The 26,861-nt window shown below is 51.9% G+C and carries 20 protein-coding genes; 10 read left to right on the plus strand and 10 right to left on the minus strand.

The window, feature by feature from the left end:
- Positions 1–40: 40 nt before the first annotated feature.
- From SPIBUDDY_RS02000 to SPIBUDDY_RS02030, 7 genes are all read right to left on the minus strand, one after another.
- Positions 41–2,383 (minus strand): glycoside hydrolase family 31 protein, encoded by a 2,343-nt coding sequence (locus SPIBUDDY_RS02000; protein ID WP_013606088.1) that lies wholly within the window; start codon positions 2,381–2,383, stop codon positions 41–43.
- 4 nt (positions 2,384–2,387) lie between these two features.
- Complete coding sequence (locus tag SPIBUDDY_RS02005; RefSeq protein WP_013606089.1) at positions 2,388–3,212, minus strand: carbohydrate ABC transporter permease; 825 nt, start codon at positions 3,210–3,212, stop codon at positions 2,388–2,390.
- Entirely contained in the window at positions 3,205–4,095 is an 891-nt protein-coding gene (locus SPIBUDDY_RS02010; RefSeq protein WP_013606090.1) for a carbohydrate ABC transporter permease, read from the minus strand. The genes SPIBUDDY_RS02005 and SPIBUDDY_RS02010 overlap by 8 nt, the downstream gene beginning before the upstream one ends.
- Positions 4,096–4,179: 84 nt before the next feature.
- Positions 4,180–5,436 carry an ABC transporter substrate-binding protein gene (locus tag SPIBUDDY_RS02015; protein ID WP_013606091.1) on the minus strand — a complete coding sequence of 419 codons (1,257 nt, stop codon included), beginning with the start codon at positions 5,434–5,436 and terminating at the stop codon, positions 4,180–4,182.
- 209 nt (positions 5,437–5,645) lie between these two features.
- The gene (locus tag SPIBUDDY_RS02020) at positions 5,646–7,118 is read right to left on the minus strand and encodes a M81 family metallopeptidase (protein WP_013606092.1); all 1,473 of its coding nucleotides are present in this window, start codon (positions 7,116–7,118) and stop codon (positions 5,646–5,648) included.
- The gene (locus SPIBUDDY_RS02025; protein ID WP_013606093.1) at positions 7,115–7,849 is read right to left on the minus strand and encodes a copper homeostasis protein CutC; all 735 of its coding nucleotides are present in this window, start codon (positions 7,847–7,849) and stop codon (positions 7,115–7,117) included. The genes SPIBUDDY_RS02020 and SPIBUDDY_RS02025 overlap by 4 nt, the downstream gene beginning before the upstream one ends.
- Positions 7,849–9,180, minus strand: coding sequence for an alpha-L-fucosidase (locus SPIBUDDY_RS02030; protein ID WP_013606094.1), 1,332 nt, complete (start codon positions 9,178–9,180; stop codon positions 7,849–7,851). Before SPIBUDDY_RS02030 ends, SPIBUDDY_RS02025 begins: the two co-directional genes overlap by 1 nt.
- A gap of 202 nt (positions 9,181–9,382) precedes the next feature.
- Between SPIBUDDY_RS02030 and SPIBUDDY_RS02035 the strand changes: the two genes are divergently transcribed.
- The 9 genes from SPIBUDDY_RS02035 to SPIBUDDY_RS02075 all read left to right on the plus strand — a co-directional run bounded on the left by SPIBUDDY_RS02035 (position 9,383) and on the right by SPIBUDDY_RS02075 (position 22,321).
- Positions 9,383–10,318 carry an ABC transporter permease gene (locus SPIBUDDY_RS02035; RefSeq protein WP_013606095.1) on the plus strand — a complete coding sequence of 312 codons (936 nt, stop codon included), beginning with the start codon at positions 9,383–9,385 and terminating at the stop codon, positions 10,316–10,318.
- The gene (locus SPIBUDDY_RS02040) at positions 10,318–11,211 is read left to right on the plus strand and encodes a carbohydrate ABC transporter permease (protein WP_013606096.1); all 894 of its coding nucleotides are present in this window, start codon (positions 10,318–10,320) and stop codon (positions 11,209–11,211) included. The genes SPIBUDDY_RS02035 and SPIBUDDY_RS02040 overlap by 1 nt, the downstream gene beginning before the upstream one ends.
- A 46-nt stretch (positions 11,212–11,257) precedes the next feature.
- Entirely contained in the window at positions 11,258–12,961 is a 1,704-nt protein-coding gene (locus tag SPIBUDDY_RS02045) for an ABC transporter substrate-binding protein (RefSeq protein WP_013606097.1), read from the plus strand.
- Between the two features lie 67 nt (positions 12,962–13,028).
- Entirely contained in the window at positions 13,029–14,495 is a 1,467-nt protein-coding gene (locus SPIBUDDY_RS02050; protein ID WP_013606098.1) for a sulfatase family protein, read from the plus strand.
- A 49-nt stretch (positions 14,496–14,544) separates the two neighbouring features.
- Positions 14,545–16,776 carry a helix-turn-helix transcriptional regulator gene (locus SPIBUDDY_RS02055; RefSeq protein ID WP_013606099.1) on the plus strand — a complete coding sequence of 744 codons (2,232 nt, stop codon included), beginning with the start codon at positions 14,545–14,547 and terminating at the stop codon, positions 16,774–16,776.
- Positions 16,777–16,962: 186 nt separating this feature from the next.
- Positions 16,963–17,979 carry an ABC transporter substrate-binding protein gene (locus SPIBUDDY_RS02060; RefSeq protein ID WP_013606100.1) on the plus strand — a complete coding sequence of 339 codons (1,017 nt, stop codon included), beginning with the start codon at positions 16,963–16,965 and terminating at the stop codon, positions 17,977–17,979.
- A gap of 26 nt (positions 17,980–18,005) precedes the next feature.
- Positions 18,006–19,094: an ABC transporter ATP-binding protein gene (locus tag SPIBUDDY_RS02065; RefSeq protein WP_013606101.1), complete on the plus strand. Its 1,089-nt coding sequence runs from the start codon at positions 18,006–18,008 to the stop codon at positions 19,092–19,094.
- Positions 19,095–19,101: 7 nt separating this feature from the next.
- Positions 19,102–20,784 (plus strand): ABC transporter permease, encoded by a 1,683-nt coding sequence (locus tag SPIBUDDY_RS02070; protein WP_013606102.1) that lies wholly within the window; start codon positions 19,102–19,104, stop codon positions 20,782–20,784.
- Between the two features lie 187 nt (positions 20,785–20,971).
- On the plus strand, positions 20,972–22,321 hold the full coding sequence (locus SPIBUDDY_RS02075) for an RNA-binding domain-containing protein (protein ID WP_013606103.1): 1,350 nt from the start codon (positions 20,972–20,974) through the stop codon (positions 22,319–22,321).
- On the opposite strand, the gene SPIBUDDY_RS02080 is transcribed toward SPIBUDDY_RS02075, so the two are convergent.
- Entirely contained in the window at positions 22,318–22,581 is a 264-nt protein-coding gene (locus SPIBUDDY_RS02080) for a helix-turn-helix domain-containing protein (RefSeq protein WP_172634181.1), read from the minus strand. The genes SPIBUDDY_RS02075 and SPIBUDDY_RS02080 overlap by 4 nt on opposite strands.
- 16 nt (positions 22,582–22,597) lie before the next feature.
- Positions 22,598–23,557: a nitrilase family protein gene (locus tag SPIBUDDY_RS02085; protein WP_013606105.1), complete on the minus strand. Its 960-nt coding sequence runs from the start codon at positions 23,555–23,557 to the stop codon at positions 22,598–22,600.
- Between SPIBUDDY_RS02085 and SPIBUDDY_RS02090 the strand changes: the two genes are divergently transcribed.
- On the plus strand, positions 23,552–25,087 hold the full coding sequence (locus SPIBUDDY_RS02090) for a mannitol dehydrogenase family protein (RefSeq protein WP_172634182.1): 1,536 nt from the start codon (positions 23,552–23,554) through the stop codon (positions 25,085–25,087). The genes SPIBUDDY_RS02085 and SPIBUDDY_RS02090 overlap by 6 nt on opposite strands.
- Positions 25,088–25,166: 79 nt before the next feature.
- On the opposite strand, the gene SPIBUDDY_RS02095 is transcribed toward SPIBUDDY_RS02090, so the two are convergent.
- Complete coding sequence (locus SPIBUDDY_RS02095) at positions 25,167–26,861, minus strand: hypothetical protein (protein ID WP_013606107.1); 1,695 nt, start codon at positions 26,859–26,861, stop codon at positions 25,167–25,169.

Raw genomic sequence — 26,861 nt, forward strand, 5'->3', positions numbered from 1 at the left:
GCCCTCCTTGTCGCCAGTGTAAAGCCTCTTGTACCCTTTGTCACTTGCTTATTGCAATGACCAAGCTCTCTCCCTCTCCAAGCGCTTCAGGGTCGAACGATTGCTGGGATACTACGTAGCCTTGTGGAACCTTGAGCGTGAATGTCCGCTTCTTCTCAAGGGTCCCGACCAGCTTGGTAATCACCAGGGAATGGTCAGTCACCTTGAACTCCCATCTGTTGTAACCCTTGGTTGCCAGCTCAGTACTCCCATCGTCCTCAAAGTAGGAGGAAACTACCTCGTTCTCTGTGATGCAGGGATGGACCAGAAGCTCAACATGTTCGAACAAGCCGCTTTGCAAATGCATAAGGCCCGGAGCCGTCGGCAGTACCGACCCCTCCTTGGCAAAATAGAGCACCTGTCCATCTGCAGGGTAGGAGAGACGAAGACTCGTTCCTCCCTCATAGGCTATGCCTTCCTTGCTATACCACCATACACCCTGAGGAAGGTACACATCAGCGCTGTTCTTCCCCTTCTCGGTAACCAAAACCTTTAAGATATTCGGCCCAAACAGGGTATTGAGCTCATCACCCCTGAGTTTGGTGTCGTCTGGAAATTCCAAATACAGGGAGCGCTCGATCGGCTTGCCCTCGGTGGCCGCCTCGAAGGCACAGGTATAGAGATAGGGCATGAAGCGGTAGTGTTCCAATATCAAGGAACGAATATGAGGCAGGGCGCTCTTATACGACCAAGGCTCTGTAGGATTGCCATCCTCCCTCCAGGAGTGGATCACAAACCTCCCCTGAAAGACTGCAGACTGGGCCGAGCGCACCAACAGCTCTTCCTCAGGAAATGCCCCAAAAAAGCCACCCAAGTCATGGCCGAAGTAGGGCAGACCCGAAAGACCAAACCCAAGACCCATGTACTGGTTGTACTTCAGCGTTTTCCAATCACTGACATTGTCCCCCGACCACGTCCTGGCAAACCGCTGCATGCCGGCATAGCCGCTGCGGCTATAAATCCAGGGTCGTCTGTCAGGTTGCTGCTGCTTGAACGCCTCATAGGAAGCCTCAGCCATCCAGATAGGGTAGAGCGTCTTGGTCTTGAATGCACCAAGCTGTACATCCTCCAGTTCAAGTTCGTTGTTGTCATTCCAGATACCGGTACACCCGTGGTCGAGGTATTGGGCTTTCAGCTGGCATTTCCACCACGCTTTGGCATCAGGATTGCTGAAGTCGATGAAGGAAGCCTCGCCACCCCAGAAAAACTCCTGATAGGGTTGTCCACTCTGATCCTTGATAAAGTAACCCTTTTCCTTCAGCTCCCCATACCAGGGATGGGACGTAAGAATACCTGGTTTGATGTTCATGCATAAATTGTATCCACGCTCGGAAAGGGACGTCAAAAACGCCTTATGGTCGGGGAATTTCTGCTTGTTCCACAAGAAGGCATAGCGCTTGCCCTCCGGACTCTTCAAGTAACCGGAGGAGACGTACATGCCCTCACAGGGAATTTTGTGCTCCTCGATGGTGGCAAAGTACTGCAGTATTCTCTGCTCGGCGTCATCAGGCTCTGCATAGTTCATGGAAGAGCCGAAGAACCCGAAGCTGAACAACGGAGGGAATGCAGGAAAGCCTGTCACCTTGCAGTAATTCTTCAACACCTGGTGGTAGGTTCTGCCTAGGAATGTGAAATAGCTGTACGGACCGCCTTCCACCTCAACGGAAAAGAAGAACGGACTCTCGCGACCCAAATCGAAGAGCTTGATCAAGCTCTGGTCGAATAGAAGACCACACAGGGCTCCAGTCTGGGTATTGCGCTTGATCATAAACGGAATCGACTTGTACAGGGGATCGGAATTGGAGGCATCGTAGCCGAGGGAATCGCGGTTGTACATGGAGAACCGTCTTCCCCTCCTATTGGGAAACCCGCTCTTATCGCCAAGGCCGTAGAACTCATCGTCCTCCAAAAGCGGGAAGTTGAACCTGCTGAAAGAGTCCGGTGAGCCTTCTTTGGTGAAGCAACGTACCTGGTAGGAAGGCAGAACCGTGTCGGCTGTTCCCACCCGGCCGCCGTGCTGCAGAATCCCCTCATACCAGATGCTGATAAGGGCATAGCGTTTCTCAACCACCACCCGGCACTGGGCACAGGTGAGAATGAAGGCTTGCGGCTCTTCTTTCAGTACGATCACTTCATCCATAAAGAGGGTCTTGGACGGACTGGTGATGTAATCACTGGCCTTACTAAATGTCTCATTGATGGATAGCTGGTCGAACTGATAGGAAACCTTCACAATTTCCGAACTGAAGAACTGAATATGGATTTCCCCCCCGACTCCTTTGGCTACAACCAAGGAAGGGGACTGAAAGCGGCATTCGAACAGAGAGTGAATGATATGTTTCATGCGATCAACCTTTTACCGATCCTGCAGCGATACCGGAGAAGAAGAATCTCTGGAATGCCAGGAAAACGATGATGACGGGAATAATGGCAATGGTGGTCATGGCAAGCAAGTCCGACCAATTGATCTGCAGCTGTCCGACGAAGTTCGCCAATGCCTGCTGAATGGTCTGTTTCTTATTGTCGGTGATGACGATCAAGGGCCACAGGTAGTCATTCCAACGCCACATGAAGCTGAAAATGGCAATGGTCGCTACAATGGGCTTGCTCATGGGGAGGATCAAGCGGAAGAAAATGGTATGCTCCCGCGCCCCATCGATGCGGGCCGCTTCGATGAGCGAATCCGGCAGCGTAACCAAATATTGACGGGCAAGGAATACTCCGGTAGGGGTAGCCGCCGGAGGAATGATGATTCCCCACAGTGAATTCAGCATACCCAGATTCTTCAACTGCAGGAAAATTGGAATCATGATGACCTGCAAGGGAATCATGAGCGTGGCAATCATAATGGTGAAGATGAGGTCTCTTCCCTTGAAGATGTACTTTGCCAAGGCATAACCTGCCATCAGGTTGATCAACACCGTCAGGGCAGTGGAAACCACTGCAACGAATACCGTATTGGAGAAGTAGATTGGGAAGTTTCCTGCCGCCAGACTGGAAACATAGTTCTCAAGCGTCCAATCCTTGGGAATAAAGGTCAGAGGGATCCTGAACAGCTCGCTCTGCGGCTTGAAGGAAGAGAGCACGACCCAAAGCACCGGAAGCAGCGTTGCAAGGGAAAGGAGTATCAGTACAGCATAATGCAATAGTGTTGAAACCTTTTGCTTATTCATGGTCCGACTCCTTTCCGCTGAGCTTGAATTGCAGAACGGTGAAGAGGGCGATGATGAGCATCAGGACAATCGACATCGCACTGGCATAACCCATGCGGTCCTCCAGGAAGGCCACCTGATAGACCTGCTGGACGATGAACTTGGTAGCATACCCCGGTCCTCCCTTGGTCATAACCGAAATCAACTCATAGGCCTTGAAGGAGGCGATGGTTGCAAGGACCAACACAACCAGCAGGGTGCTACGAAGCAATGGCAGGGTAATCGATGTAAAGGTCTTTGTCGTCGATGCCCCGTCAATTTTTGCTGCTTCGTACAGCTCGATGGGAATGGCCTGCAGCCCTGCAATGAGCACCACCATGTAGTAGCCGGCCTGTGCCCAGATGGAGACACCGATAATGGAAACCATGGCCAGTTTGCTGTCTGTCAGCCAGCGAATGCCATCCCCTCCCATACTGCGAAGCAGGTAGTTGACGATACCCATCTCGTCACCGAGGATGAAGCGCCATGCAATACCGACGGTGATCATGCTTAAGAGTGAAGGGATATAGAAGAGGGAGCGAAAGATTTTCTCACCCTTCAGCGTATTCTTATAGAGCAGCAAGGCCAAGGCCAGTGCATAGACCATGATCAAGCTGACAGTGAAGAAGGAGTAGACGATTGTATTGCTGAAAGTCTTCCAAAAGACTTCATCACCGATAAGTTCAATGAAGTTGTCAAAGCCGATGAATACGGGAGTGGTAAACACTCCCCACTCGGTAAAGGACATTCGCAAGCCTTGGATGGCCGGGATAATGATGAACGTCCCAAAGATGAGGATGTTGGGAAGCAGGAAGAGCAGCGGGGCTGCTGTCTGGTGAAAGTTTCCCTTGGTATGTCGTTTCATAGGAATCCTGAAAGGCAGGCAGCCCTGCCGATTGAAGAATCAGGCTCCTCCTCACTGAGGGGGAGCCGATATCCAAAGTAATTGTTATTTAAAGAATGATGCACCCTTGTTGTCAACATTGGCCACAGCCTGTTCGGCGGTGATGTTGCCAAGCAGTACTTCAACGATCTGCTCGCGGATGTAGGTGGTAACCTTGCTCAGGCTGGTATTCTTCCACTCGTTGGCGGTATAGGCCGGGGTGACCTTCAGCTCTTCGAGGAAGACCTCAAAGTCGCCGCTGTTGGAAGGATAGGAAACCTGTGCATCGTTGCGTGAAGGAATGTTGAAGGTGTCGCGGCTGTACATCTCATTGTGAGCCTTGTCGGTAAATGCTGCCATCAACTTGAATGCCTCATCCTGGTTCTTTGCACCCTTGAAGGAGGCAACGAACTTACCGCCGGGGACGGAGGAGTTAATCGCGCCCTTGGGCATCTTTACTGCTTTCCACTCAAAGTCTTTCACGTTCTTGTTGTAGGTGTTGATGTTCCAGCTGCCGCCGATATGACCGGCAACCAAGCCTGCCTGGAAAAGCTCAGCCGGGTTCTCGGAACCGAGCCATACGCTCTTGGGCAACAGACCCTGGTCATGCAAGCCCTTGAACCACTTCAAGGTAGCAATGGTTCCGGGATTGTTGAACTTGATGTTCGACTGGTCCTCATTGAGGAAGCGGCCGTTCCACTGGTACATGAGGGTGGAGAAGCGGTGCGGGGTGAAGTCGACTGCAAGGCCGTACTTCATACTCGGATTGGCTGCAACAACCTGCTTGATGATGGTTTCCCATTCACTCCAAGTCCAAGTCTTGCTGACCTTATCCACATCGATGCCGGCCTTGTCGAAGGCGGTCTTGTTGACCAACATGCCGTTTGCTGTAGCTTCAGTGGGGTAGGCAATGAACTTGCCTTCCTTGTTGGTGGCAAAGGCTACCATGGAGGGCAGGTACTGCTTCTTCACCGCCTCAACGTCAGCAACGTGGTTCTCAATGGGCTCCAGGCTATCGACGACCACCGAAAGGGTATTGGTGGTGATACGAGCGACATCGGGTGGATTGCCTCCGCTGATCATCAGCTTGAGCTTCTGGTCGTACTCACTGTAGGCAACAATCTGTAGGTCCAGCTTCACATGGGGGTTGGCCTTCAGGTAGTCATCCATAGTCTTCAGAAAGACATCCGACTCATTGGCATCATTGAACCAGAGTACCGAAAGAGTCACCTCTTTCTTTGCTCCCTCTTCCTTGGTTCCTGCTGCAAACACCATGGTTGTGGCGAGTAGCAGAATCATCAGGGATACGATAATTTTTCTCATGCAGATCCTCCTTAATTGGATTAGCAAATTTACGCAAAACGTTTTTACTCGTTCAGTATAGGCCCACCTTTTATCATCTGTCAAGGATTGAATGCCGAAGAAGAAACGGGAAGAAATTCATAAAGGATCGGATACATAGACCAAAGGGGAAGCCTTACCAGCTTCCCCTTTGGTGTTTTATCACACAAAGAAATACAGGAGCAAATGCTTTATATCAGTTCCAACTCAGCCTCAAACTCCCCGTCCAAGGGATAGATGGGCCTGGGAAGGTTCCTGTAGGGAAGCCTTTCGAAGAGCTCGTCCGAGGAGCCCGTGGTGAGGGCCATCATCGAGCGCTTTGCGATACAGCGTATCTCCGGCTCCAGGTAGCCCAGCTTCACCACGATGGCCTTCCTCTCTTTGGGCTCGGCCCCCAGGACCCTCATCATCTGTGGGTCGTAGCAGCCCACATGCTTGCTTGCCACCACCACATCAACACCCTCAACATCCAAGAGTGCGAGGTCGGCACCGTTTGCCCCCTCCCATTTGTTCTTTACGCTTCTGACCGTCACCCTTGCTTTGACAGGTTTGCTTTTGACGGCGTCGAACTTCGCACCGAGGAGGCAATCGAAGCTTGCACCAACACCCGTATTGAAAGCTTGCTTGACCACCTCGGGGTCGTAGAAACCCTGGTACAGCAGGGGAGGGTCGAGCTTGGAAAGGACGGGGTCGGAAAGGATGAGCGAGAGGAAGCTGGTGACATCGCCGCTGCTTCCCGCGGTGGGGTTGTCCCCGCTGTCGCTGATGACCACCGGGTACACCCCCTGTTCAATCGACTCCCTGGTTGCCTTCAGGGCATCGGAGGGCATTCGTGTTTCGTTGTAGAAGCCGAACTCCTTCCTTCTGGACCAGAAGATCTGTGCAAGTTCCTTTGCAAGACCATCTGCCTGTGCTTGGTCGCCTTGGGTCACCACCACCGCATGCACCGCGTTCTCCCTCCCGTCGGCCCAGGGAAAGCCCAGAAGGTAGGAGCAGGCGAGTACGCCTTCCCTCTGTTCTCTTGTCCTCAGTTCCTGTATGAGGCTTTTCATCGGCTCCACCGAGGTCTCGCTCTGCTCCCCTGCGATGAGCATGGGGATGCGCACCGCCGCCATGGTGGGCTTCTTGTTTCCCCCCAGGGTGCGGATCACCATCAGGGCGGCATGGATGCCCGTCTCGTAGGTGTCGGTGTGGGGGGCGCACTTGTAGCCGACGAAGCCGTCGGCGGCATGGCGCATCCTTCTGGTGAGGGTCGCGTGCATGTCCAGGCTCGTGAACAAGGGCGTGGTCGGATGCAGTTCCCTGATTGCCTGAAGCAGGTCCTGCTCGGCCTCTCCGATCCTGTCGACGCGCATGCTGCCGTGCAGCGACAGGCAGATGGCATCGATCGTTCCCGCTTCGGCGAGCCCCTGCAGCAGCTCGGCCTTCAGCTCTTGGTAGTACTCATGGTCCCACACCCCGTTGGGCACCGCACGGGCGACCAGGGAGGGGACGACCTCGTAGCCTGCGGCGACCAGGGTGTTGATGATTCCGCTGGCCGAGCTCTCTCTCTTGGCGAACAGGTCCCGCCCCCTGGTTACCCAGATCTCCTCCCTTGAGGTGATGATGGGGTTGAAGGTGTCGCTCTCGTGGTGCAGCCCCCCTACGAAGACTCGCTTGCTCATAGCTTAGCCCCCACGATGGTGCTCACCCGGTTGGAATCGGTGTGGCTGATGCTGAACTCGGCCTGCCTGAGCATGCCGCCCATGTAGATGTGCTCGGGGCGGTAGGTCATCCTCGACTCGTAGGTGCCCGGGACGAACACATGGTACTCCTTGGCCCCCACCTGCTGCTGCAGGTAGGCGAAGTTGCGCTCGGTGATGCCGCAGCCGGGCATGACGATGATCCTGTCCCCGGCCTGCCTGACCAACATTTTCAGTGTCTGCAGCCCCTCGATGACCGTTGCCTCCAGGCCGCTGGTCAGCAGGCGGTCGACACCCAGGTCTATGAGCGTCTCAAGCGAGCGTGATGCATCCTTTGTCATGTCGAAGGCGCGGTGGAAGGTGACCGAGCAGGGCCTGGCGAGGTCGATGATTTCCTTGCTTCTCACTACATCAATCTCTCCGTCGGGAGTGAGGATGCCGAACACGATGCCGTCGGCCCCCGCCTCCCTAAAGAGCCTGACGTCCTCCTTCATGGCCTCGAACTCCAGGTCGCTGTAGCAGAAGTCACCGCCTCGGGGCCTGATCATGACATTCATGGCAATTTTACTGTGCTTTCTGGCTGTCTTGAAGGCTCCCAGCGACGGGGTCGTGCCCCCCTCGAAGAGGTCGGCGCAGAACTCCACGCGGTCGGCACCCCCGGCCTCGGCAGCCAGTACGCTCTCAATCGATTCCAGACAAATCTCAATTTTCATTATTTTCCTTCCTTTCTCAGTACCAGTCGTAAGGTAGTATCGACAAGCTCAGGTCTTTTTAGCTCATCGCCGATCGTATGCAAACAGATTTCATGCTTCCCTTTCTTCAGCTTGAGTGCAGTGATGAAGGTATCAGAGGTGCGACCCTTCTGCAGCGAACTGTAGTACTGCTTCCCCGCAATCTCAAGACAGAGTTTTTGCTCTCTGGCCAGTCCCTGATCGCTCTCCCAACCGATACAGATACTCGTATCCTCGTTCAGCTGCAGTGCCCAGCAAAGGGTAGTGGGGATGGGGCGGTAGGAGTAGTATTCAGTTCCCGTATAGCGATAAGCCACCAAGGGTTCAGCGCAGAGTTGGCCGGGTACTATCTTGGGGAGTATTCTCTTGTTCTGCTCTCTCTTCAGCGGATTCTTGGCAAGCACTGTTCCGATTCCTTCAAGCACTTCCTGCTCAAAGCTCTGAATGGCACCCGTTCCCATCAGGCCGATGTTGAGCAGGTAGTTGCCACCTTCTTGGACCACCTTTCTTGCTGTATCTGACAACTCTTGAATTTTCTCGTCCCTATCCCCTCGGACCTGCCAGCTGCGATACCCCCAAGTTTCCTTGTAAATGGATGCCGGCGTCTGCCACGGACAGTTCAAGGGAACCGCGGGAAGCTGGTTATCCCCCATAGTCAAAAAGTCCTGTTTGTCGTTCCAGATTCTTCCATTGACCATGCACTGGGGTTGCAAGCTCTGTACCAGGTCATAGACCTCCTGGCTCTGCTCTGCCGTGGGAGCGCCCATATCCATCCACAGCTCACACATAGGACCATAGTTGGATAATAATTCAGTCAACTGGGCGATGTTCAACCTCTGGTGGGAGGAGGGAATTGGATCGCTGTTGTGACTGCTTATTGCAGCAGCCTCACTGAAGTGCCAGTCGATCCAGGAGAAATAGATGCCGAAGGCAAGCCCCTGTTTTTTGCACTCATCACTCAGATCCTTAACAATATCGCGCTTGCAAGCGGCGTTGGTACTTTTATAGTCGGTCGTATTCGTATCGAAAAGGCAAAAACCATCGTGATGCTTGGTCGTTATGACCAAGTACCGCATCCCCGCCTGCTTTGCTGTAGTAACAATATGCTTGGGATTAAACTCAGGCAGACTGAACTGTTCAGTCAAAGCCTCATAGTCTGCCTGGGGGAGGTAACCGTGGGAGAGAATCTGCTCGGAATATCCGCGGGTAATTCTTTCGCCCTTCCACACACCGCCGGGAAGCGAGTAGAGCCCAAAATGAATAAAGAGGCCAAACTGAAGGTCGAGCCACTGTTGTACTGCTTCGTGTTTCATCGCCGTGTCTCCTTACTGGTAGTGTAGCCTGAGTATGAGAGGTGCAACAGAGTCAAAGTTTCCAAGAGCCTTCTTGTATTGCGTCATTTTTTCAAAGTACGACCTATCCTACAAAAAATGACGCCTTAGTCAGTAGGTAAGCTGACCGAGCTTTGGAAACTTGACCCTTATGTGATTCTGACTTCCATGAGACGATTTTGACATGAAGAACGCACTCAACCAACCACGACAACTCAGCCTGGGAAGAAAGATGGGCAGACATTGGCAGTTCTATGTCATAGTTGCTCTTCCCATGCTTTACTTCATCATTTTCAAGTACGTTCCCATGTATGGCGTCCTGCTTGCCTTCAAGCGCTACCGCGTCAGCCAAGGGATCTGGAACAGCCCTTGGGTGGGGCTGTATCAGTTTGAGAAGTTTTTCAAGAACCCCTCAAGCTTGAAAATTATGTTCAACACCTTCTCGCTGAGCATGTATGCCCTTGTCTCCTCCATTCCCTTGGCGGTGATTCTTGCCATCGCATTGAACGAGACCGGCTCGAAAGTCTGGCGCAAGAGTGTACAGATGGTCACCTATGCCCCCTACTTCATCTCTACCGTGGTTATGGTAGCGATTCTGATGCAGTTCCTCGATCCCGCTCTGGGCTTGTTCAATGCAATCCGTGCCTCCTTTGGCAAGGATTCGATGAACTTCATGGGTGAGGCGCACCTATTCAAGCACATCTACGTCTGGTCGGCACTCTGGCAGAACACCGGGTACAACGCCATTATCTACCTTGCCGCCCTGACAGGCATAAACCCCGAGCTCTATGAGGCTGCAAAAGTCGACGGGGTGAACAAGTTCCAGAAAATCTGGTATGTGGACCTGCCCAGCATAAAAAATACCATCGTCATCATGTTCATCATGAATATGGGCTTTGTCATGAGCCTGGGTTTTGAGAAAGCCTTCCTTATGCAGAACCCGCTCAATTTGCAGAGTGCCGAGATTATGTCCACCTATGTCTACAAGATGGGCCTGATCAACAGCGACTTCAGCTATTCAACCGCCATCGATGTGGTCAACTCAATCATCAACATCGTACTGATCCTGACCTTCAACCACATTGCCAAAACCAAGAACAAGGAAGGGGGACTGTGGTGATGCATTACAAACGAAAAGCACTCGTAACAGACCGGGTATTCTCTCTGGTGGTGAACAGCTTTTTGTTCATCAGCCTGGTCATCGTGCTGTACCCTTTGCTCTACATTGTCTCCTGCTCGTTCAGTGAACCGCAGGCGGTAATGGCCAAGAAGGTATGGCTCTTCCCCGTCAACTTCGACTTGGTAAGCTACAAGGCGGTCTTTACCAACAAGCAGATCGGAACCGGCTACATGAACAGCCTCTATTACATGGTAACGGGTACGGTGATGAGCGTGCTGCTTACCATGCTGCTTGCCTATCCGCTATCGCGCAAGGAGTTCTACGGACGCTCGGTGGTAACCAAGCTCATCCTCTTTACCATGCTTTTCACCGGCGGAACGATTCCTCTCTACCTGGTGGTACGCAACCTGGGCATCTACGATTCGCGGTGGGCGATCATCCTGCCCAATGCCATTACCGTATGGAACGTCATCATTGCCCGTACGTTCCTGCAGGAAAACATCTCCGACGAACTGTATGAGGCCGCCGAGATCGACGGATGCTCGGATATCCGCTTCCTAGTCTCGTTTGTGTTTCCCTTAAGCGGGGCCATCGTTGCAGTACTTGCCCTCTTCTATGCAGTAGGGCAGTGGAACAAGTACTTCGATGCACTTCTGTATTTGCAGAAGCAGGCCTTGTATCCCCTGCAGATCGTACTGCGCAATATTTTGATCATCAACCGAAATACTCCCTCGATGACCGTCGATGTCGAGGCTGCCATCAGGGCGCAGGGCCTCAGTGAGACCATCCGCTATGCGGTCATCGTTGTTGCGAGTGTTCCGCTTCTGGTAATCTACCCGTTCGTGCAAAGGTTTTTCGTCAAGGGAGTCATGATCGGCTCCGTCAAAGGTTAGGAGTACACAGCTTTTGTTAAGAAGCTGCATACAATAGGAGGAATCCATGAAGAAAACATTGTGTATCGTATTGCTGGTCGCTCTCTTGCTGCCGGCCTCGCTGGTTGCCCAAGGCTCGAAAGAGAGTGCCTCGGCAAAATCTACTGTTGAGTATACTCCCGTCGGGACGTTCCCGATCGTGAAGACCCCCATTACGGTGGACATCATGGTCGCTCAGCCCCCCTGTGTCGAGGATTTCAATACCAACCGGTTCACCAAGTACATGGAAGAACAGACCGGTATCAAGGTGAACTACATCATGATTCCCGAGCAGGCTGCCACCGAGAAGCTCGCCCTGGTACTGGCCAGTGGTGACTACCCCGATGCGTTCCTCGGCTTTGCAGTAAACAACACCTTGGAAACCACCTATGGTGCTCAGGAAGGCCTGTTCCTGCCGCTGAACAAGTTCTACTCCAAAGAGTGGATGCCTCACATGATGAAGGCCTTTGAAGAGTTCCCCGGTGGTATCGGCTTCATGACCAACATCGATGGAAACATCTACTCCTTGCCCCGCCTCGAAGGTTGCTACCACTGCTCCAACCAGGCGAAGTTGTTTGTCTATCAGCCCTTCCTGGACAAGCTTGGCATGAAAATGCCCACCACCACCGATGAGTTCTATCAGGTGCTGAAGGCTATGAAAGAACAGGATGCCAACGGAAACGGCAAAGCTGATGAGATTCCGCTCGCAGGTTCCATCATCGGTTGGTCCGACCAGGTCGAGCGCTTCCTGCTCAACTCCTTCATCTACACCGACCTTGACACCAACATCAATGCCAACGCCGACGACAACGTAGGCTACATGATGAATAACGGCAAGGTTGACACTGCAGTGAACAAGGCTGCCTTCCGTGAAGGCCTTGCTTTCATCAACAAACTGTACAAGGAAGGACTGCTTTACAATGGATCCTTCACCCAGGATTCCAGCCAGCTGACCCAGCTCGTAGAGAGCTCTGAACAGCCGGTCGTCGGTTTCGCAGCAGGCGGTTGGAGAGGTCAGTTTGCTACCATCGGCGGGGAACGTTTCAACAATTTCCGTGCCATTGCTCCGCTTGAGGGACCTAAGGGTGCACAGTACTCGGTAGCATTCTTCCAGAATCCTGAAATCGGTCAGTTGGTTCTCAGCTCCGAGACCAAGTATGCCGAAGCCATCATGCGTTACTTCGATTTCATGTACAGCCCCGAAGGAACCCTGCTCCAGCGCAACGGTTTTCAGGGCGAAGCATGGGATTGGGCAAAGAGTGGTCAGGTTGGTCTGAACGGAAAGCCTGCTGTGTGGGAACAGCTGAAGCTGTGGAACGACAAGGATCCCCAGAACGATACCTGGATCCAGACCTACACTGCAGCCATGACTCCGTCGTTGAAGAATGGGTTGGCCTCCAAGCCCATGACTCAGGACAATCCCGAGTATTACCTGCCGGGCAACAATGAGAAGACTCTTTATGACGAGACATCCAACCTGTATAAGCCGTACGAGGACACCTCAGTGGAAGTTCCCGTACTCAAGTACACCGCCGACGAGAGTGAGAAGTTCTCAACCGTCAAGCGCGAGTTGGCAAACTATATCCGCCAGAGTGCTGTCAAGTTCATGGTTGGCTCTCTTGATGTCAACGACGACAAGGTTTGGAACGAGTACGTAGCAAATCTGGAGAAACTGCAGTTGAAGTCTGTTTTGGACCTTATGAATACTGCTTACAACCGCCAGTACAAATAAGAAATTTTTACAGTAGGTATGGGGCCCTTATGGGCCCTATACTCTTTATCCAGGGAGGAGTGCCCAGGTGCGAAAGAAGCCGAACATCGTGTATATTCTTGCAGATGACTTGGGGTACGGTGATGTTTCATCGCTGAATCCCGGTTGTCCTTTCACAACCACCAACTTCGACTGTTTGGCAGAGGAGGGCATGAGCTTTACCGATGCTCATGCCACCAGTGCCGTATGTACCCCCAGCCGCTACAGCATTATTACCGGGCGCTACAATTGGCGTTCCAAGCTTAAGAGTTACGTGCTGGGAGGCTTCTCTCCTCCGTTAATCGACAACAATCGAAAAACAGTAGCGCAGCTCTTGAGAAAGGGTGGTTACGCTACCCATATGGTGGGCAAGTGGCATTTAGGCATGACCCTTCCCAAGGGAGAGGGCTTTGTTGAGGCCCAGGAGTTTGGTGACAGCTATCCGATAGACTACACCAAACCCATTGAAAACGGACCGACCAGCGTGGGGTTCGACTCCTATTACGGTATCAGCGGATCGCTCGATATGCCCCCGTATGTATACATCAAGGACGACCGGTTCACCGCTGTTCCTACCAGGACGACAAAAGGGTCGGGCAAGGGCTTTTGGCGCGAAGGCTTGACTGCCGATGATTTTGTCCACGAAGAGGTACTCGATCACCTTACCGACAAGGCCTTGGAAGTAATTCGAGAGAACAAGGACAATCCGTTCTTCCTCTACTTCGCCCTCCCGGCCCCCCATACGCCCATTCTTCCCCATCCCAAATTCAGGGGAGCATCGAATACCAATGCCTATGGGGATTTTGTCCTGCATTGCGACGACGTGGTGGGCAGGGTGCTCGATGCCCTCAAAGAGAACGGCATTGATGAACACACCCTGGTCATTCTCACCAGCGACAACGGATGCTCTCCGATGGCTGACTTCGCCGAGCTTGCACAATTCGGACATAATCCAAGCTATCACTTCCGGGGGATGAAATCGGACATTTTTGAAGGTGGACACCGGGTGCCGCTTCTGATGCGCTGGCCTGAGGTGATAGCGCCGCATTCAATTTCCAACCACCTTGTCTGCCTATCCGATTTCTATGCTACTGCCGCCGATATTCTTGGTTTCGGCTTGGCCGAGGATGAGGCGGTGGATAGTGTGAGCCTTCTGCCGTTGCTCTCAGACACTACTCACCCTGAAGTACGAGATTCATTGGTCCATCAGAGCCTTGACGGTTCGCTATCCCTGAGAAAAGGAGCATACAAGCTTGAGATGTGCAAAGGCTCGGGCGGGTGGTCATACCCTTCAAGCGGAAGCGAGGATGCACAGAATCTTCCTTCCGTGCAGTTGTACAACCTTGAGTGCGATATTGCAGAGACGGTGAATGTGCAGGCCGAGCACCCTGATCTGGTAGCTGCCATGAGACAAGAACTTGCCTGCCTCGTAAGGGAAGGCAGAAGTACATCCGGCCCCCGACAGCTCAACGACGGGGTTGCTGTTTGGGAGACGGTTGCCTGGCTTGACGACTGATACTTTTTCCCGTGAAAAGGGGTTTCCCTATGGTATACTGACTGCACCTATGAGAAAGCCTGAGCATAAAATTCCTGCATCCAGAACACTGCTGTTGTTCCTTCCCGCCCTTATACTCTGTTTTGTCATACTCATTCTCGCCCAAAACTGGATGTTGATGACCGTGCGCAGGGACAAGCAGGAGCAGACCTACTCGATGCTCCACCTCATTCGTTCCACCACCGACCTTTCGTTGGACCAGATGTACAAGCTCAGCCAGATGCTGCTCTTGGACAACGATATCGCCAAATTCATCTACCAGGGAGAGATTGAGAGCGGTTCGGTCGATATTCAGACCCTCATCGATGCAAAAGGCGTCCTGCCTACGGCAACAAACATCAATGCCATGCTGGCCGAGGTCTACATATACTCCAACCGCAGCGGCTATATCCTCTCTTCTCAGAATGCCTTCCTGGAACCTGAGAAAATGTACCCTTCCATGTTCGCCTTCGAGGGATTGAACTACCGTCAGTTCCGCAGCAAGTACCTGACACCCGCCTTCAACCGTTCCTTCTTTCCCCAAACCGATGCCTTGGTGCATGGGAGAAATCGGTCGGTCATTCCGTTGGTCCAGACGTTTCCTTTGAATAATCCCGCAGCCAATGCGGGCAAGATCATGCTGCTGCTCGACAGCAGCTACATCGTGGACTTGCTTTCGCAGCAGATAGAGGGGGCGAGCCCCACCGTCTATGTCACAGACAGCAAGGGAGCCGTGATCACCTACTCGGGCGACCCCGCCTTCATCCTGGGGGATGGGTATGCCGACGGTCAGCATCGAGTGTCCATTGAAGGCCAGGAGTATGTGCTCTCGGCCCTTTCCTCGAACGCAAGCGGTCTGAGGTTTTTCAGCCTGCTCTCGCTCAAGGAAATCAACGCCATGCTCAATCCCATGTGGCCTGTGCTGGTGATTCTCAGCATCGGGATGTTCCTGCTGCTCTCCTTCTTTGCCGTCTATATGCTTGCACGCAGCAACCGCCACTGGACCGAGCTGCTCGGCTTGGTCGATGTAAGCGGGAAACCGCTTCCCTATGAGCAGGCGGTCGGGTACATCAAGAATATCGTTGAGGAGGACCGAAGCAAGGTACGCCAAGCCGGTGGCACTCCCTTTATCACCGACACATTCTTTCGTCGATTGATTCACGGGAAAATGCTGGGGACAGCCGAGATTCAGGCGATGCTCAAGCAGGTCCAGAAGGATATCGATTTGAACTCTCCCAACACCTTCCAAATGGTGCATATCGCAATCCACGATGTGCAGGATTTTCTATCCAGTGATCGGCTGGAGGACATCGACTTCACCCGAATTGCGGCCCAAAAGCAGGCGATGCGTGCGTTCGGCCAGCAGTACTACCTCTACATGGACTTCTCATTCTCGATTTGGATCATGCTCTGGCATGGTGACGGCCGCTTTCTGGATACACAGATCGATCAGTTCTATAAGGAGTTCATCCAAGTCTCGCCTTGTATCACGAGCATGGCGGTCAGTTCGGCCAAGCACAGTCTTGATGAGATTTTCTCGGCGACCAATGAGTGCAGCGAGGTCCAGCAGAGTCTGCTCAGTGAGAAACAGGTGGAAATCATGCGCCGTTATACCGAGTTGAGCCTCAAGCGTGAGCCGTACCACTACAGCCTCGATATGGAGCGCAAGCTCTCCGGTGCTGTCATGAAAGGGGAGCGGCAGGCCTTGGAAGAAATCCTGAGGACCATCGAGCAGGATAACTTTGTTGCCAGGAATCTGGGGCCTGAAGAGCATGCCAATCTCATGAAGGTGCTCTATGCGACGGCGATCAAGCTCAGTCAGAGCCTCAGGCTGACACTCCACCAGTCGGTGTTTGAGTCGTATGCCGAGGTCAAGCAGTTCTTTCTCTCCCAGGCGTTGGCGATCAACAGGGCAAAGAGCGACAAGGATGAGGTGCTCGTCCAACGGATTACTGGCTATATACACGACCATTATGCCGACCCGGGCTTGAACCTCTCCAATATGGCGGGTGACTTCGGCTTGAAGGAGAGCTTTCTCTACCACTTCATGCAGACCCGTATGGAGACATCGTTTGCCCAGTATCTGGAAGTCTACCGTCTTGAGCGCGCTCTTGCCCTGTTTGCCGAGAAGCAGATGACGATCAGTGAGATTACAACCTTCTGCGGGTACTCCAATGCCCAGACCTTCCGCAGGGCGTTCCAGAAACGTTACGGCATGCTGCCTTCCGATTACCAGAAAACGGTGCTGTATCAGAAGAAGTAGGGGACTATACGGTATAAAGAGCATGAATTGTGGATAAAATTCCCTTGTTTCACATTCCGTGCCCTATTTCAGACATGAAAACCTACAAATTTGTTGCTGGTTTGCAAAAAATCGTATAATCGTTGACCGCCCTATGTGAGCATGATACCTTCAAGTGAGGGGTTGTCCCCGAAAAGGAAGGTTTGCATGAAACACACACAACGTGCTTTGGGTTTTCTCTTGATTATGCTGCTTGTTCTCGGCTCAGTCTTTGCCGCCGGTTCGAAAGAAGCTGCAGCACCTGCCAGTACAGCCTTGGAGGACAAGGTCTCCATGTATGCCAGTATTACCTCCATTGAGCCGATCATCGAAGCATTTACTGCCGATACCGGGGTTGCTGCAGAGAACACCCGACTATCGACTGCACGCTTTGTCTCCACCGTGCTCACCGAGTTCGAAGCCGGCAAGCTTGCCGCCGACGTACTGCAGGGACCGCTTCCGGTGCTGGAAATCCTCAAGGAACAGGGCGTGATCGCCGACTACGTCTCCCCGATGGGCGAGACCTATCCCGAGTGGGCGAGAAGGGACGGCATCTACCTCTTTGGCATTGAATATGTCGCACTCATCTACAACACCGAGCTCGTTGCTCCGGCCGATGTCCCCAAGCGCTATGAAGATTTGACCGATCCCAAGTGGAAGGATCAGATTGTCATGGCAAACCCTGCCAGCCATGCAACGACCATCAGCTGGCTCGTAGGTTTGAAGGAACATGTCTTTGCCACCGAGAAAGAGTGGTATGACTTCCTGCGCGGTCTTGCTGCCAACAACCCGATGTTCGTCGCATCCTTCAGCCCGACTCCCGCCCCGATCGAGAGCGGTGAGAAGAAAATCGGCATTTCGATGCCCAAGTACATCGTAACCAAGGCTCCGGCTCCGCTGGCGTGGGCACAGGTATCGCAGCCGATGCTCGGCAGCCCCCGTGCCATTGCCATCACCAAGGACGCCCCCCATCCCAACGCTGCGAAAGCATTCATGGAGTACTGGCTTTCCAACAAGGCCATGGGCATGCTGGCAAACGAAGTCGGAGAGTATGTGCTGACTCCGGGTGTCTACCCCCCGATCAAGGATATTGAGAAGGCTGAGGTCATCGCCATTCGCGAGCTTTCCGACGAGGAACTGGTGAAGTGGGGTGCTGAGTTCGAAAAGATTTTCGAAAAGAAATAACCGATACGGAAAGCAGGAAGAAGCGGATGGAAATTCAGATCAGCGGCGTCAAGAAGTACTATCATTCCGAGGGGAAAATCATCAAGGCACTGGACGGGGTGAACCTCACCATTCCAGCGAATAAGATTTTTACCCTGCTTGGTCCCAGCGGTTGTGGTAAAACCACGCTGCTTCGGAGCATTGTCGGCCTGGAAACCCCTGATGAAGGGGAGATTCGTATCGGGGACACCATTGTGTGGTCAAGCGAGAAACGCATCGATGTCCCTACCGAGAAACGGGGACTGGGCATGGTGTTCCAGACCTATGCAATCTGGCCGCATATGGATGTGTTCAACAATGTCGCCTATCCGCTTCAGAACATGAAGCTTCCCAAGGATGAGATTGAGCGCAGGGTCGAGAAGACCCTGCAGTTCGTCCAGCTTGAGGGCTTCGGTAGTCGTCCTGCCACTCGTCTTTCGGGCGGTCAGCAGCAGCGTGTCGCCCTTGCGAGGGCGCTCGTAGCCGAGCCCAAGGTCATTTTGTTCGATGAGCCGCTTTCCAACCTTGATGCCAAGCTTCGTGAGGAGACCCGCAAGGAGCTGCGCAGCTTCCTCAGTGAGCTGCAGATTACCGCAGTGTATGTAACCCATGACCGCATTGAAGCGCTGGCTCTCAGCGACCAGATTGGTGTCATGCGGGCGGGCAATATTATTGAGATTGGAGACCCGAAGAAGATTTACTTCGACTCCGAGCATCAGTTTGTAGCCGATTTCATCGGTCGTTCCAACCTGCTTCCGGTGACCATCCAGGAGCAGGGGAAGGACTTCACCAAGGTTGTTTCCGCCATTGGAACGTTCACCTGCAGCAAACGGGAGTTTCCTGCAGGCAGTGAGATCACCCTCTGTATCAGGCCGGAGTTCGTCGACCTGATCGATCCGGCGGATAAGGGGAAGCATCAGAATACCTTGACCGGAAGAATGCACACCATGGTGTTTGTCGGAGAGGTGTATGAGAGTGAGATCATGGTCGGCGATCAACTGATAATGGTGAAAGTCGATCCCGATTCGAAGGTGAAGGAAGGGGATGAGGTGGTGGTTTCCATCGCAGCAGAGCACTGTCTGTTGGTAGCAAGGTAGGGCTTCTATGGCAAAAACACGGCATACAAAGCTTACCTATCTATTGATTCTTATTCTCGTTCTGCTCACCATGGCCCCGGTGGTCATGTTGGTGATCGGAAGCTTTTCGAAAGGGCTGCGCAACGTAGGCGCCTTTACCTTCGACAAGTATATCTCCGTCTACACCGACCCCGCCTTGTTGGCGGTCCTTCTCAACACCGTGGTGTTTGTAGGCGGCTCTGCACTCTTTGCGACGGTTCTCTCACTTTTTCTGGCATACCTGAACAACCGGACGAACATCCATTGGAAGTTCTTGTTCAAGGTCCTTTCGGTAGTGCCGATGATGATCCCCCACGTATTGTTTGCAGTCAGTTGGGCGCTTTTGCTCAATCCCTCCAACGGGATTCTGAACCTGTGGCTTCAGCAGGCTTTTGGTTTGGCAAAGGCTCCTTTCAACATCTATTCTCTTCCGGGTATGATCATGGTGGAAGGCTTGCTGGACTTGCCGATTGCATATCTGATCATCTCTCCCGCCATGGCCTCGTTTGACGTATCGCTTGAGGAGTCTTCAAAAGTATTCGGCGGGAGCAACATGAAGACACTCTTCAAGATCACCCTGCCTGTGTTACGTCCTGCCATCCTGGCCGCCTTCATTTTGTGCGTAGTGCGCTGTCTTGCCTCCTTTGCCGTTCCTTCGGTTTTAGGAATGCCAGGACGTGTATACGTTCTTGCGACCTACATCTACCGAACGGTCAACACAGGCTTTATCGCAGACTACGGCAAGGCTGCTGCAATCGGGATGAGCATTCTGGTACTCTCCATCTCCCTCATTTATGTCTACCGCTATTTCACCCGCAGCAGCGAGAAGTTCGTCACGGTCTCAAGCCGCGGCTTCAAACCGGTAGTGATCGAGCTCAAGAAGGCAAGAATTCCCTTGTTCATCGTCCTGCTGCTGGTCTCCTTTGTTTTGATCGTTCTTCCCGTTCTGGTTTTGCTCTATACCTCGTTCGTCCCGTATTCGATGGTCCCGAGCGCAAGAGCGTTCTCCATGATGAATCTTGAGCACTGGAAGACGGTCATGAAGGACCCGATTTCCCTGCTCTCCTTGAAGAACAGTCTGTTCCTCGGAATCGTGGGGGCGACCTTGGGTACGGTCCTTTCGCTTTTTGTCGCCTATGTCATCGTAAAGGTGAAGAGCAAGGCTGCCGGTGTGTTGGAGTCGCTTAGTTTCCTCTCCTTTTCCTTCCCTGGTATCGTCATCGGTATCGGGTTCATGTGGTTCTTCATCAAGACGCCGCTCTATGCAACCATCTGGGCTCTCTTGATCGGCTACATCGCCACCTACCTGCCGTATGGCATTCGCCCGTTGACCAGTGCATTTGTGCAGATTCACAGCCACTTGGAGGAGTCCTCGGCTGTGTGTGGTGCAAGCCTGCTGACCACCATGCGACGCATCGTGGTCCCTCTCCTGGTTCCAGGCATTGTCTCCGGCTGGGTGTTGATGGCTACGATGTTCCTGCGCGAACTTTCCCTTTCGGTGGTGCTCTCCCGTCCTGGTACGGAGGTTCTGGCAGTTCAGATTCTTCGTTTCAGCGAGGATGGGCTGTGGGGCAGGCTCTCTGCCTTGGGAATCATCATGATTTTCTTCTCAACACTGTTGGTGGTGGCAGCCAACTTGGTGGGCAACCACTATAAGCCTGCTCATAACTAAGAACATACGTACTACAAACAGGCCCCTTCTTGCAGATGCAGGAAGGGGTTTTTGCAATCAGGATACACAACTATCTGATGTGTCTCTGATCATTTCTTGAATAGGTATCACGAGAAGTGTCGGATAATCACTTGAAATAATCCGATAATACTAGCTTTATCGGATAATATCGGATATGGAGGATGCCATGCGATATGAATCAATTGAGTCAAAAATCCTGGAATTTAAGGACCGGTTAGATGACTACTCCCGACTGCTGGAGACAGTCACAGCCTTCGCAAATACGCAGGGAGGAACAATCATCATCGGTATCAGGGATAGTGATTGGTTGATTGTCGGTTTAGACAGGGACGATATTGAACGCTATAGCCAAGAACTACCTCTGGCTATCGTAGATGCCGTATCACCACAAATTGCGGTAGACTTGTACGAACAGCATATCGGAGGGAAGACCTGTGTAACAATCCGTGTATTTCCAGGCCCGCAGAAACCTTATTTTCTGAAAAGAGTAGGGTATCCCCTTGGGGTGTTCATCCGTTTTGGCGCTCATAACAGGGTTGCTGATACCTATGCAATCGAGCAATTCTCCCAGAGCCGTAGTGGGGTACGGTACGAACAGCAACCCTGTCCAGAGATTTCCTATGAGGATCTCTCGAAAGATTTGCTTGGGAATCTGTTCACCGACTATGACCAATCGATACTCATTGGAGCCGGATATGCTTTAGCAGAAGTATCGGGCAGGACCATCCCAAATGTTGCTGGTACGCTGTTGTTCTACCCTAACCATCAAAAAATCATTGCAGAGTCAGGAATTACGGTAAGTGTCTATGCAGATGATGATAAACGGTACTTGATCAAGAAAGAGGATTTCTCTGGTGGGCTCATTCCCATGGTTGAGCAAGTGTACGCTTTCATCATGAGTCTTCTGGGCTCACACTATGAGCTGGATGGATTGGTCAAGCGTCCGGTAGCGTATGACATACCGCAAACTGCCATTCGTGAAGCGCTTGTCAATACAGTGGCACATAGGGCTTACGACTATGAGGCTCCTACGCGGATTACTCTTTTTCCGGATAGGATTGAATTCTTGAATCCGGGTACGTTCTATGCTCCCATCAATCCAGAGAATCTCAAGGAAGGCCTTTCTCGATACCGAAATCCCTTGATTTCCGATGCCTTGAGGAAGAAAGGATATATGGAAAAGCAAGGTATAGGTATCAACCTCATCATAACAAGTTGCCTTGAAGCCGGTCTCGGTGAGCCCCAGTTCATCGAGCTTGAGCATCATGTGAAACTGGTCATGTTCAGAAGGCAATCAAGCGCCGATTATGTTTCTGATGCTCCAGAGTATCCCTACGACATTCCTGTCATGAAGCGATATTTCTCAGCAAAAGGATTCTTTTCCTCCAAGGAATTCGCCCAATACATTGGTAAATCACTATCTATGGCCAAGAAGGTACTGTTTGATTTACAACAGCAGAAGGTGGTTGAAATGGTTGGCAAAGGTCCTGCCACGAAGTATCGGTTTATCAACTAGATGAATCGGCCTGCAGGCACATCGAACAAGGATCCCAGCTTAAGGGCCATAGCCCTGCTTATGGGTTTGATCCCGTTCTCCATGTTGGATACAAACTGCTTGGAAATTCCCAGCTTGCTGCCAAGCTCGGTCTGATTCATATGGGCAAGCCTCCGGTAGAAACGCAAATTGCCTCCTGGAGTCTCTTCGGCCTTCGACTCCTTGTACCAAGCCATCCGTTGAACGTCCATCATGATTGTGGGTTCTTCTTCAATGTGCATATGACTATCAATCTCCTTATTCATACCTAAACCTCACCGTTCTGGTATCCTCTTCCTTCCCTGTTTTCTCTGAGAGAGGGGAGTAGAGCTCGGGCCTGCGGGCCTTCATCCATCGTCTGCCATTGCTTGAGGGAAGCAATGAAGCATCCAACTCAGCAATAACCATATCCTGCTCGATCGCTTTTGACTCTGCAAGTACCTCCCCGTAGGGATCGAGGATCATGGCATTGCCGGTACGTACCTCATCGTCATCCCTTCCAACCCCGTTGCTGAAGATCAGGAACATGCCGTTGTCATGGGCACGGGAGGGAAGCCAGCGCATCAACCACTGTCGGCCCTTAGGGCCTTGGAACTCAGAGAGGAGCTCTGCTTCTTTTGTTGAACGCTCCTCCCACAGTGCAACATCGATTCGTTTCATGCCCTTCGGACTAGCAGAGTTGCACCCGCCTGTCTGGTGGGGGGCGAGCAGCACCTCAGCCCCCAGAAGGGCTGTGATGCGGGCATTCTCCACGATGTTGTTATCGTAGCAGGTAAGTACTCCCAACCTCACTCCCTCTGGAATGTCGAAGACGGTGTAGGAGGACCCGCTTTGCATATGGGCGCTGATGAAGGTATGCAGTTTTCTGTGTGTGTGGACAGTGCCGTCGCTGAGCGTCACGACATAGGAATTGTAGAGCTCGCCTTGCTCTGAAATTTCAATCAACCCCGCTCCGATGGTCATGCCATATTGCAGGGAAAGACTCCTCAGATAGTGGACCGATGAACCGGATGGAACTGGTTCTGCAAGGTCTATGATCTCTTCTTTGCTGAGATTGCGCACATGCCAGTAACCGGTGATGCACATCTCGGGAAAGACGATGAGGTTGACTCCTTTGTTTGCTGCCTGCTCTACAAAGTGTGTAATGGTCTTCAGGTTTGCCTGCTTGTCCCCCGCCTTATGCCGGAACTGTACGCTCGCTGCCTTGATGTTGTGCATGAAATCCTCCGCAAAAACTATACCACAGAATTGTTGCCACACTTCATTGTAAAATCCAAAGAAGGTGGTAGGCTGAAGGGCGGAGGTGAAAACACCATGCTTGGCAATACTGATTTTCATTCCTTGGATTCTCGGATCAAGGTACCCTCATACGATCGATCAGCTCTAAAACCGCATATTGTACACCTAGGGCTAGGGCACTTTCATCGCTCGCACTTCTGTTACTATCTGCACCAACTTTTAGAGCAAGGAGTGACGGACTGGGGCATCGAGGAGATTGATCTTGTCCCCTCCCATACAGACGAGATTGCAAAAAAGCAGGAGTATCTGTACACCCTCTGCAGCAGAGACCCTGCCGGAGGCCGACAGATGACGGTCATCGAGTGCATCCTTGGCTATACCAAGGGGTGGGAGGACAAGAGACAAGCCATCGCTCTGATGAAGCGGCCTCAGACAAAACTCATCACACTCTCCATCACTGAAAAGGGATATTGCTACGACAACCACACCCAGGCCCTGGACTGGCAGCACCCCCTGCTGCAGCACGACCTGCATAGTCCCCAGGATCCACAGTCGGCGATAGGATTTCTTTCGCTCGCTCTGTTTGAGCGTTGCCAAGAGAACAGGGAGAAGCTCACCATCGCCTCCTGTGACAACATACCCTCCAACGGGCATGTGTTGAAACGGTGCATCCTCCAATACTGCTCCAAGGTTTTTCCATCCATCGTACCGTGGATTGAACAAAAGGTTGCTTTCCCTCTATCCATGGTGGATAGGATTACCCCCAGCACCAAGACCGAAGATATTCAGTTTATAGAGAGGGAGTATGGCTTGAGGGATGAGTGGCTGGTGGTCAGTGAACACTTTCTGCAGTGGGTGATCGAACCCGATGGCTTGGAAGGACTCCCGCCATTTGAGAAGGCGGGTGCCTTGGTCACCAAGGACGTTGAAGCCTTTGAGACGATGAAGATCAGGCTGCTCAATGGAAGTCACTCGGCTTTGGCGTATCCTGCGCTCCTGTCGGGGTATACCTATGTGGATGAAGCCCTTTCTGATTCAATGCTTCGGTCGTTCATTCGGGATCGCTACATGCGTGAAGTCGGGGAAACCCTGCTTCCCATCCCCGGGTACGACTTCGAGGCATACAAGGACCAGCTGATCGAACGCTTTTCCAATCCGTATTGCAGCGATACGCTGCTGCGCCTTGCCCAGGACGGTTCCAAGAAATTCGCCAATGCCCTGGTTCCGGCACTCAGGATTGCTTTGGAGAAAGGCCTGCCTCACAAGGCGATGGTCTGCACGCTCGCCCTGTGGGCTCATTTCCTACGTAGGCATGCATCGTTGGTTGATGACCAGGCTTGTGAAGCTCTTATACAGGCCGTTTCACTGCTGGAGTTAGATGTGAAACCGTTCTTCGGTCTCATCGGGCTTGCAGGTGAGCGGTATGAGGTCCTTGAGCCTTTGGTTCGGTCGTATCTCACATTGATTGAAACTGAAGGAGTGATACCTGTATTGGCTCACTGTCAATGATAATATTGATTCAACAAGTGCCCACGAAAACGGCTGCCACAAAAACGTGACAGCCGTCCCACGCAAAACATGGAAAAAATTACGGCAGCGAAATAACTGCTTGCACCGTAAGGCGCCCGAAATCAAATATGCCACTGCCAATGGTGCCTGTCAGGTCTGCATACAAGGTGGCATTCTCGTTGATATCCCAGTTCATGCTCAAGGAGTGAGTTAACGTCGTTACCCAGTCCATTGAGTGAGTTGTCAGTCCAAGCGTACCGCTATACGCATCAGATGTGGTGGTTGTAGTTACGCCTCCAGTTTCAGTCTTGGTTGTCGTTCTGACATAACTTTCTTCGGTCTTGCTAGTACTATACTGCATAGACATATTAAGTTTTGTTCCAAGGGTAAATCCCACATCCCATGTTTCTGGTTGATAGGTAAATGCACAAGAAGGGAGTAGGTCAACAGCAAGGAATGTGTTTGTGTCCCTATCACCTAATGCGCTGTTCGTATTCTCATATTCTCGAGTCACGGTGGTTGTGGTGTCTGCCAAGCCATCGTTATTCGTATCAGTCTTCGTAATGGTTGTTCGTTCTTTTACCTTCTCATCACCGTAACTTGAGAAATAAACCCCTACCTCAGGAGCGAGCTTCAACGACATTCCTTTGCCCAAATCATAGGAGAAACGATGCCCAACCATACCTGAAATGCTCATGGTTGTAGTCAATCCGAACTTTCGTTCATCAGAGGCATAACTATAGGTACTCTTTGCTTTATTCATCGTAGTGCCCGATAGCGTGTAATTATATCGCTGGGTTTCAGTGAGTGTGGAATAGGTTGGAGAATAGAAGGTGAGATTCAGATTTCCACCAAAGTAGAAATCTTTTGATTCACTCTTCATGAAGGGTGAAGGCATATCCTGACGATATCCGCCCGCAATCTGGAAAAAGCCAGTTTTATCCTTGACATCATCATGCAATACATCGGTCAGGGATGAAGGCGTCTTAACAGGGGTCGAGTAGGTTACTTCTCTTTTTCCTGATCCATTATCATCACTGCCGAATCCTAGCATTGCGGAGAACGTTTGATCAACTTTCTCTCCAGGCATGAACAGAGGTGCACGCAATTCCATGCGGAAATCGTTTGCCTTTCTGCGCTGCTTTTCTTCTCTTGTATAATCAGCTTTTACGTCTGGTGCAACTCCGGCGGCTGCATTGTCATAGTAATATGTGGTTTTCTCTGAAAAATTGTTGCCAATTACTGAGTTATCCTTATTATAAATTCTTATGGATCCACCAATTACCATACCATTCAATTCAGTCAAATATTGGGCTCGGTCGTCTACCTCTTTTGCAAGGCTACCATAGTATTTTGTCTCTACTCGTTGCGACAGCCATTCCTGTGTATTCGAGCCAACTGTTTTTGTATTATAGCTATCACTGATAGAATTTGCGCCGGTGAACCAGCTTGTGGAATCATGATAGAGGTTGGTAAACAAGGACCAAGGGCGATTGGTGTTGAAGTATGCACCAAGGCTGACTGCACCCAGAGTATTTGTTCCTGAGCTGTTGGAAGTTGAGCTGATCACCCTTGTTTGATTCAGATTGGCCAATCCTCCAAAAATGAAGGTCTTGTCCAAGTCAAGGAATCCTTGCCCGGCATCAGATGCCTGGTCGATAGGTGTTGTGAATAGTCCATTGCTCGTGTTGTACAGCACAGAAGTAGAAAACGGTACGGCAAGGAGTAATCCACCCAAACAGAGGATGAATAGCAATGTGATTGATTTCTTCAT

Source organism: Sphaerochaeta globosa str. Buddy (assembly GCF_000190435.1).
GTDB classification, from domain to species: Bacteria; Spirochaetota; Spirochaetia; order Sphaerochaetales; family Sphaerochaetaceae; genus Sphaerochaeta; species Sphaerochaeta globosa.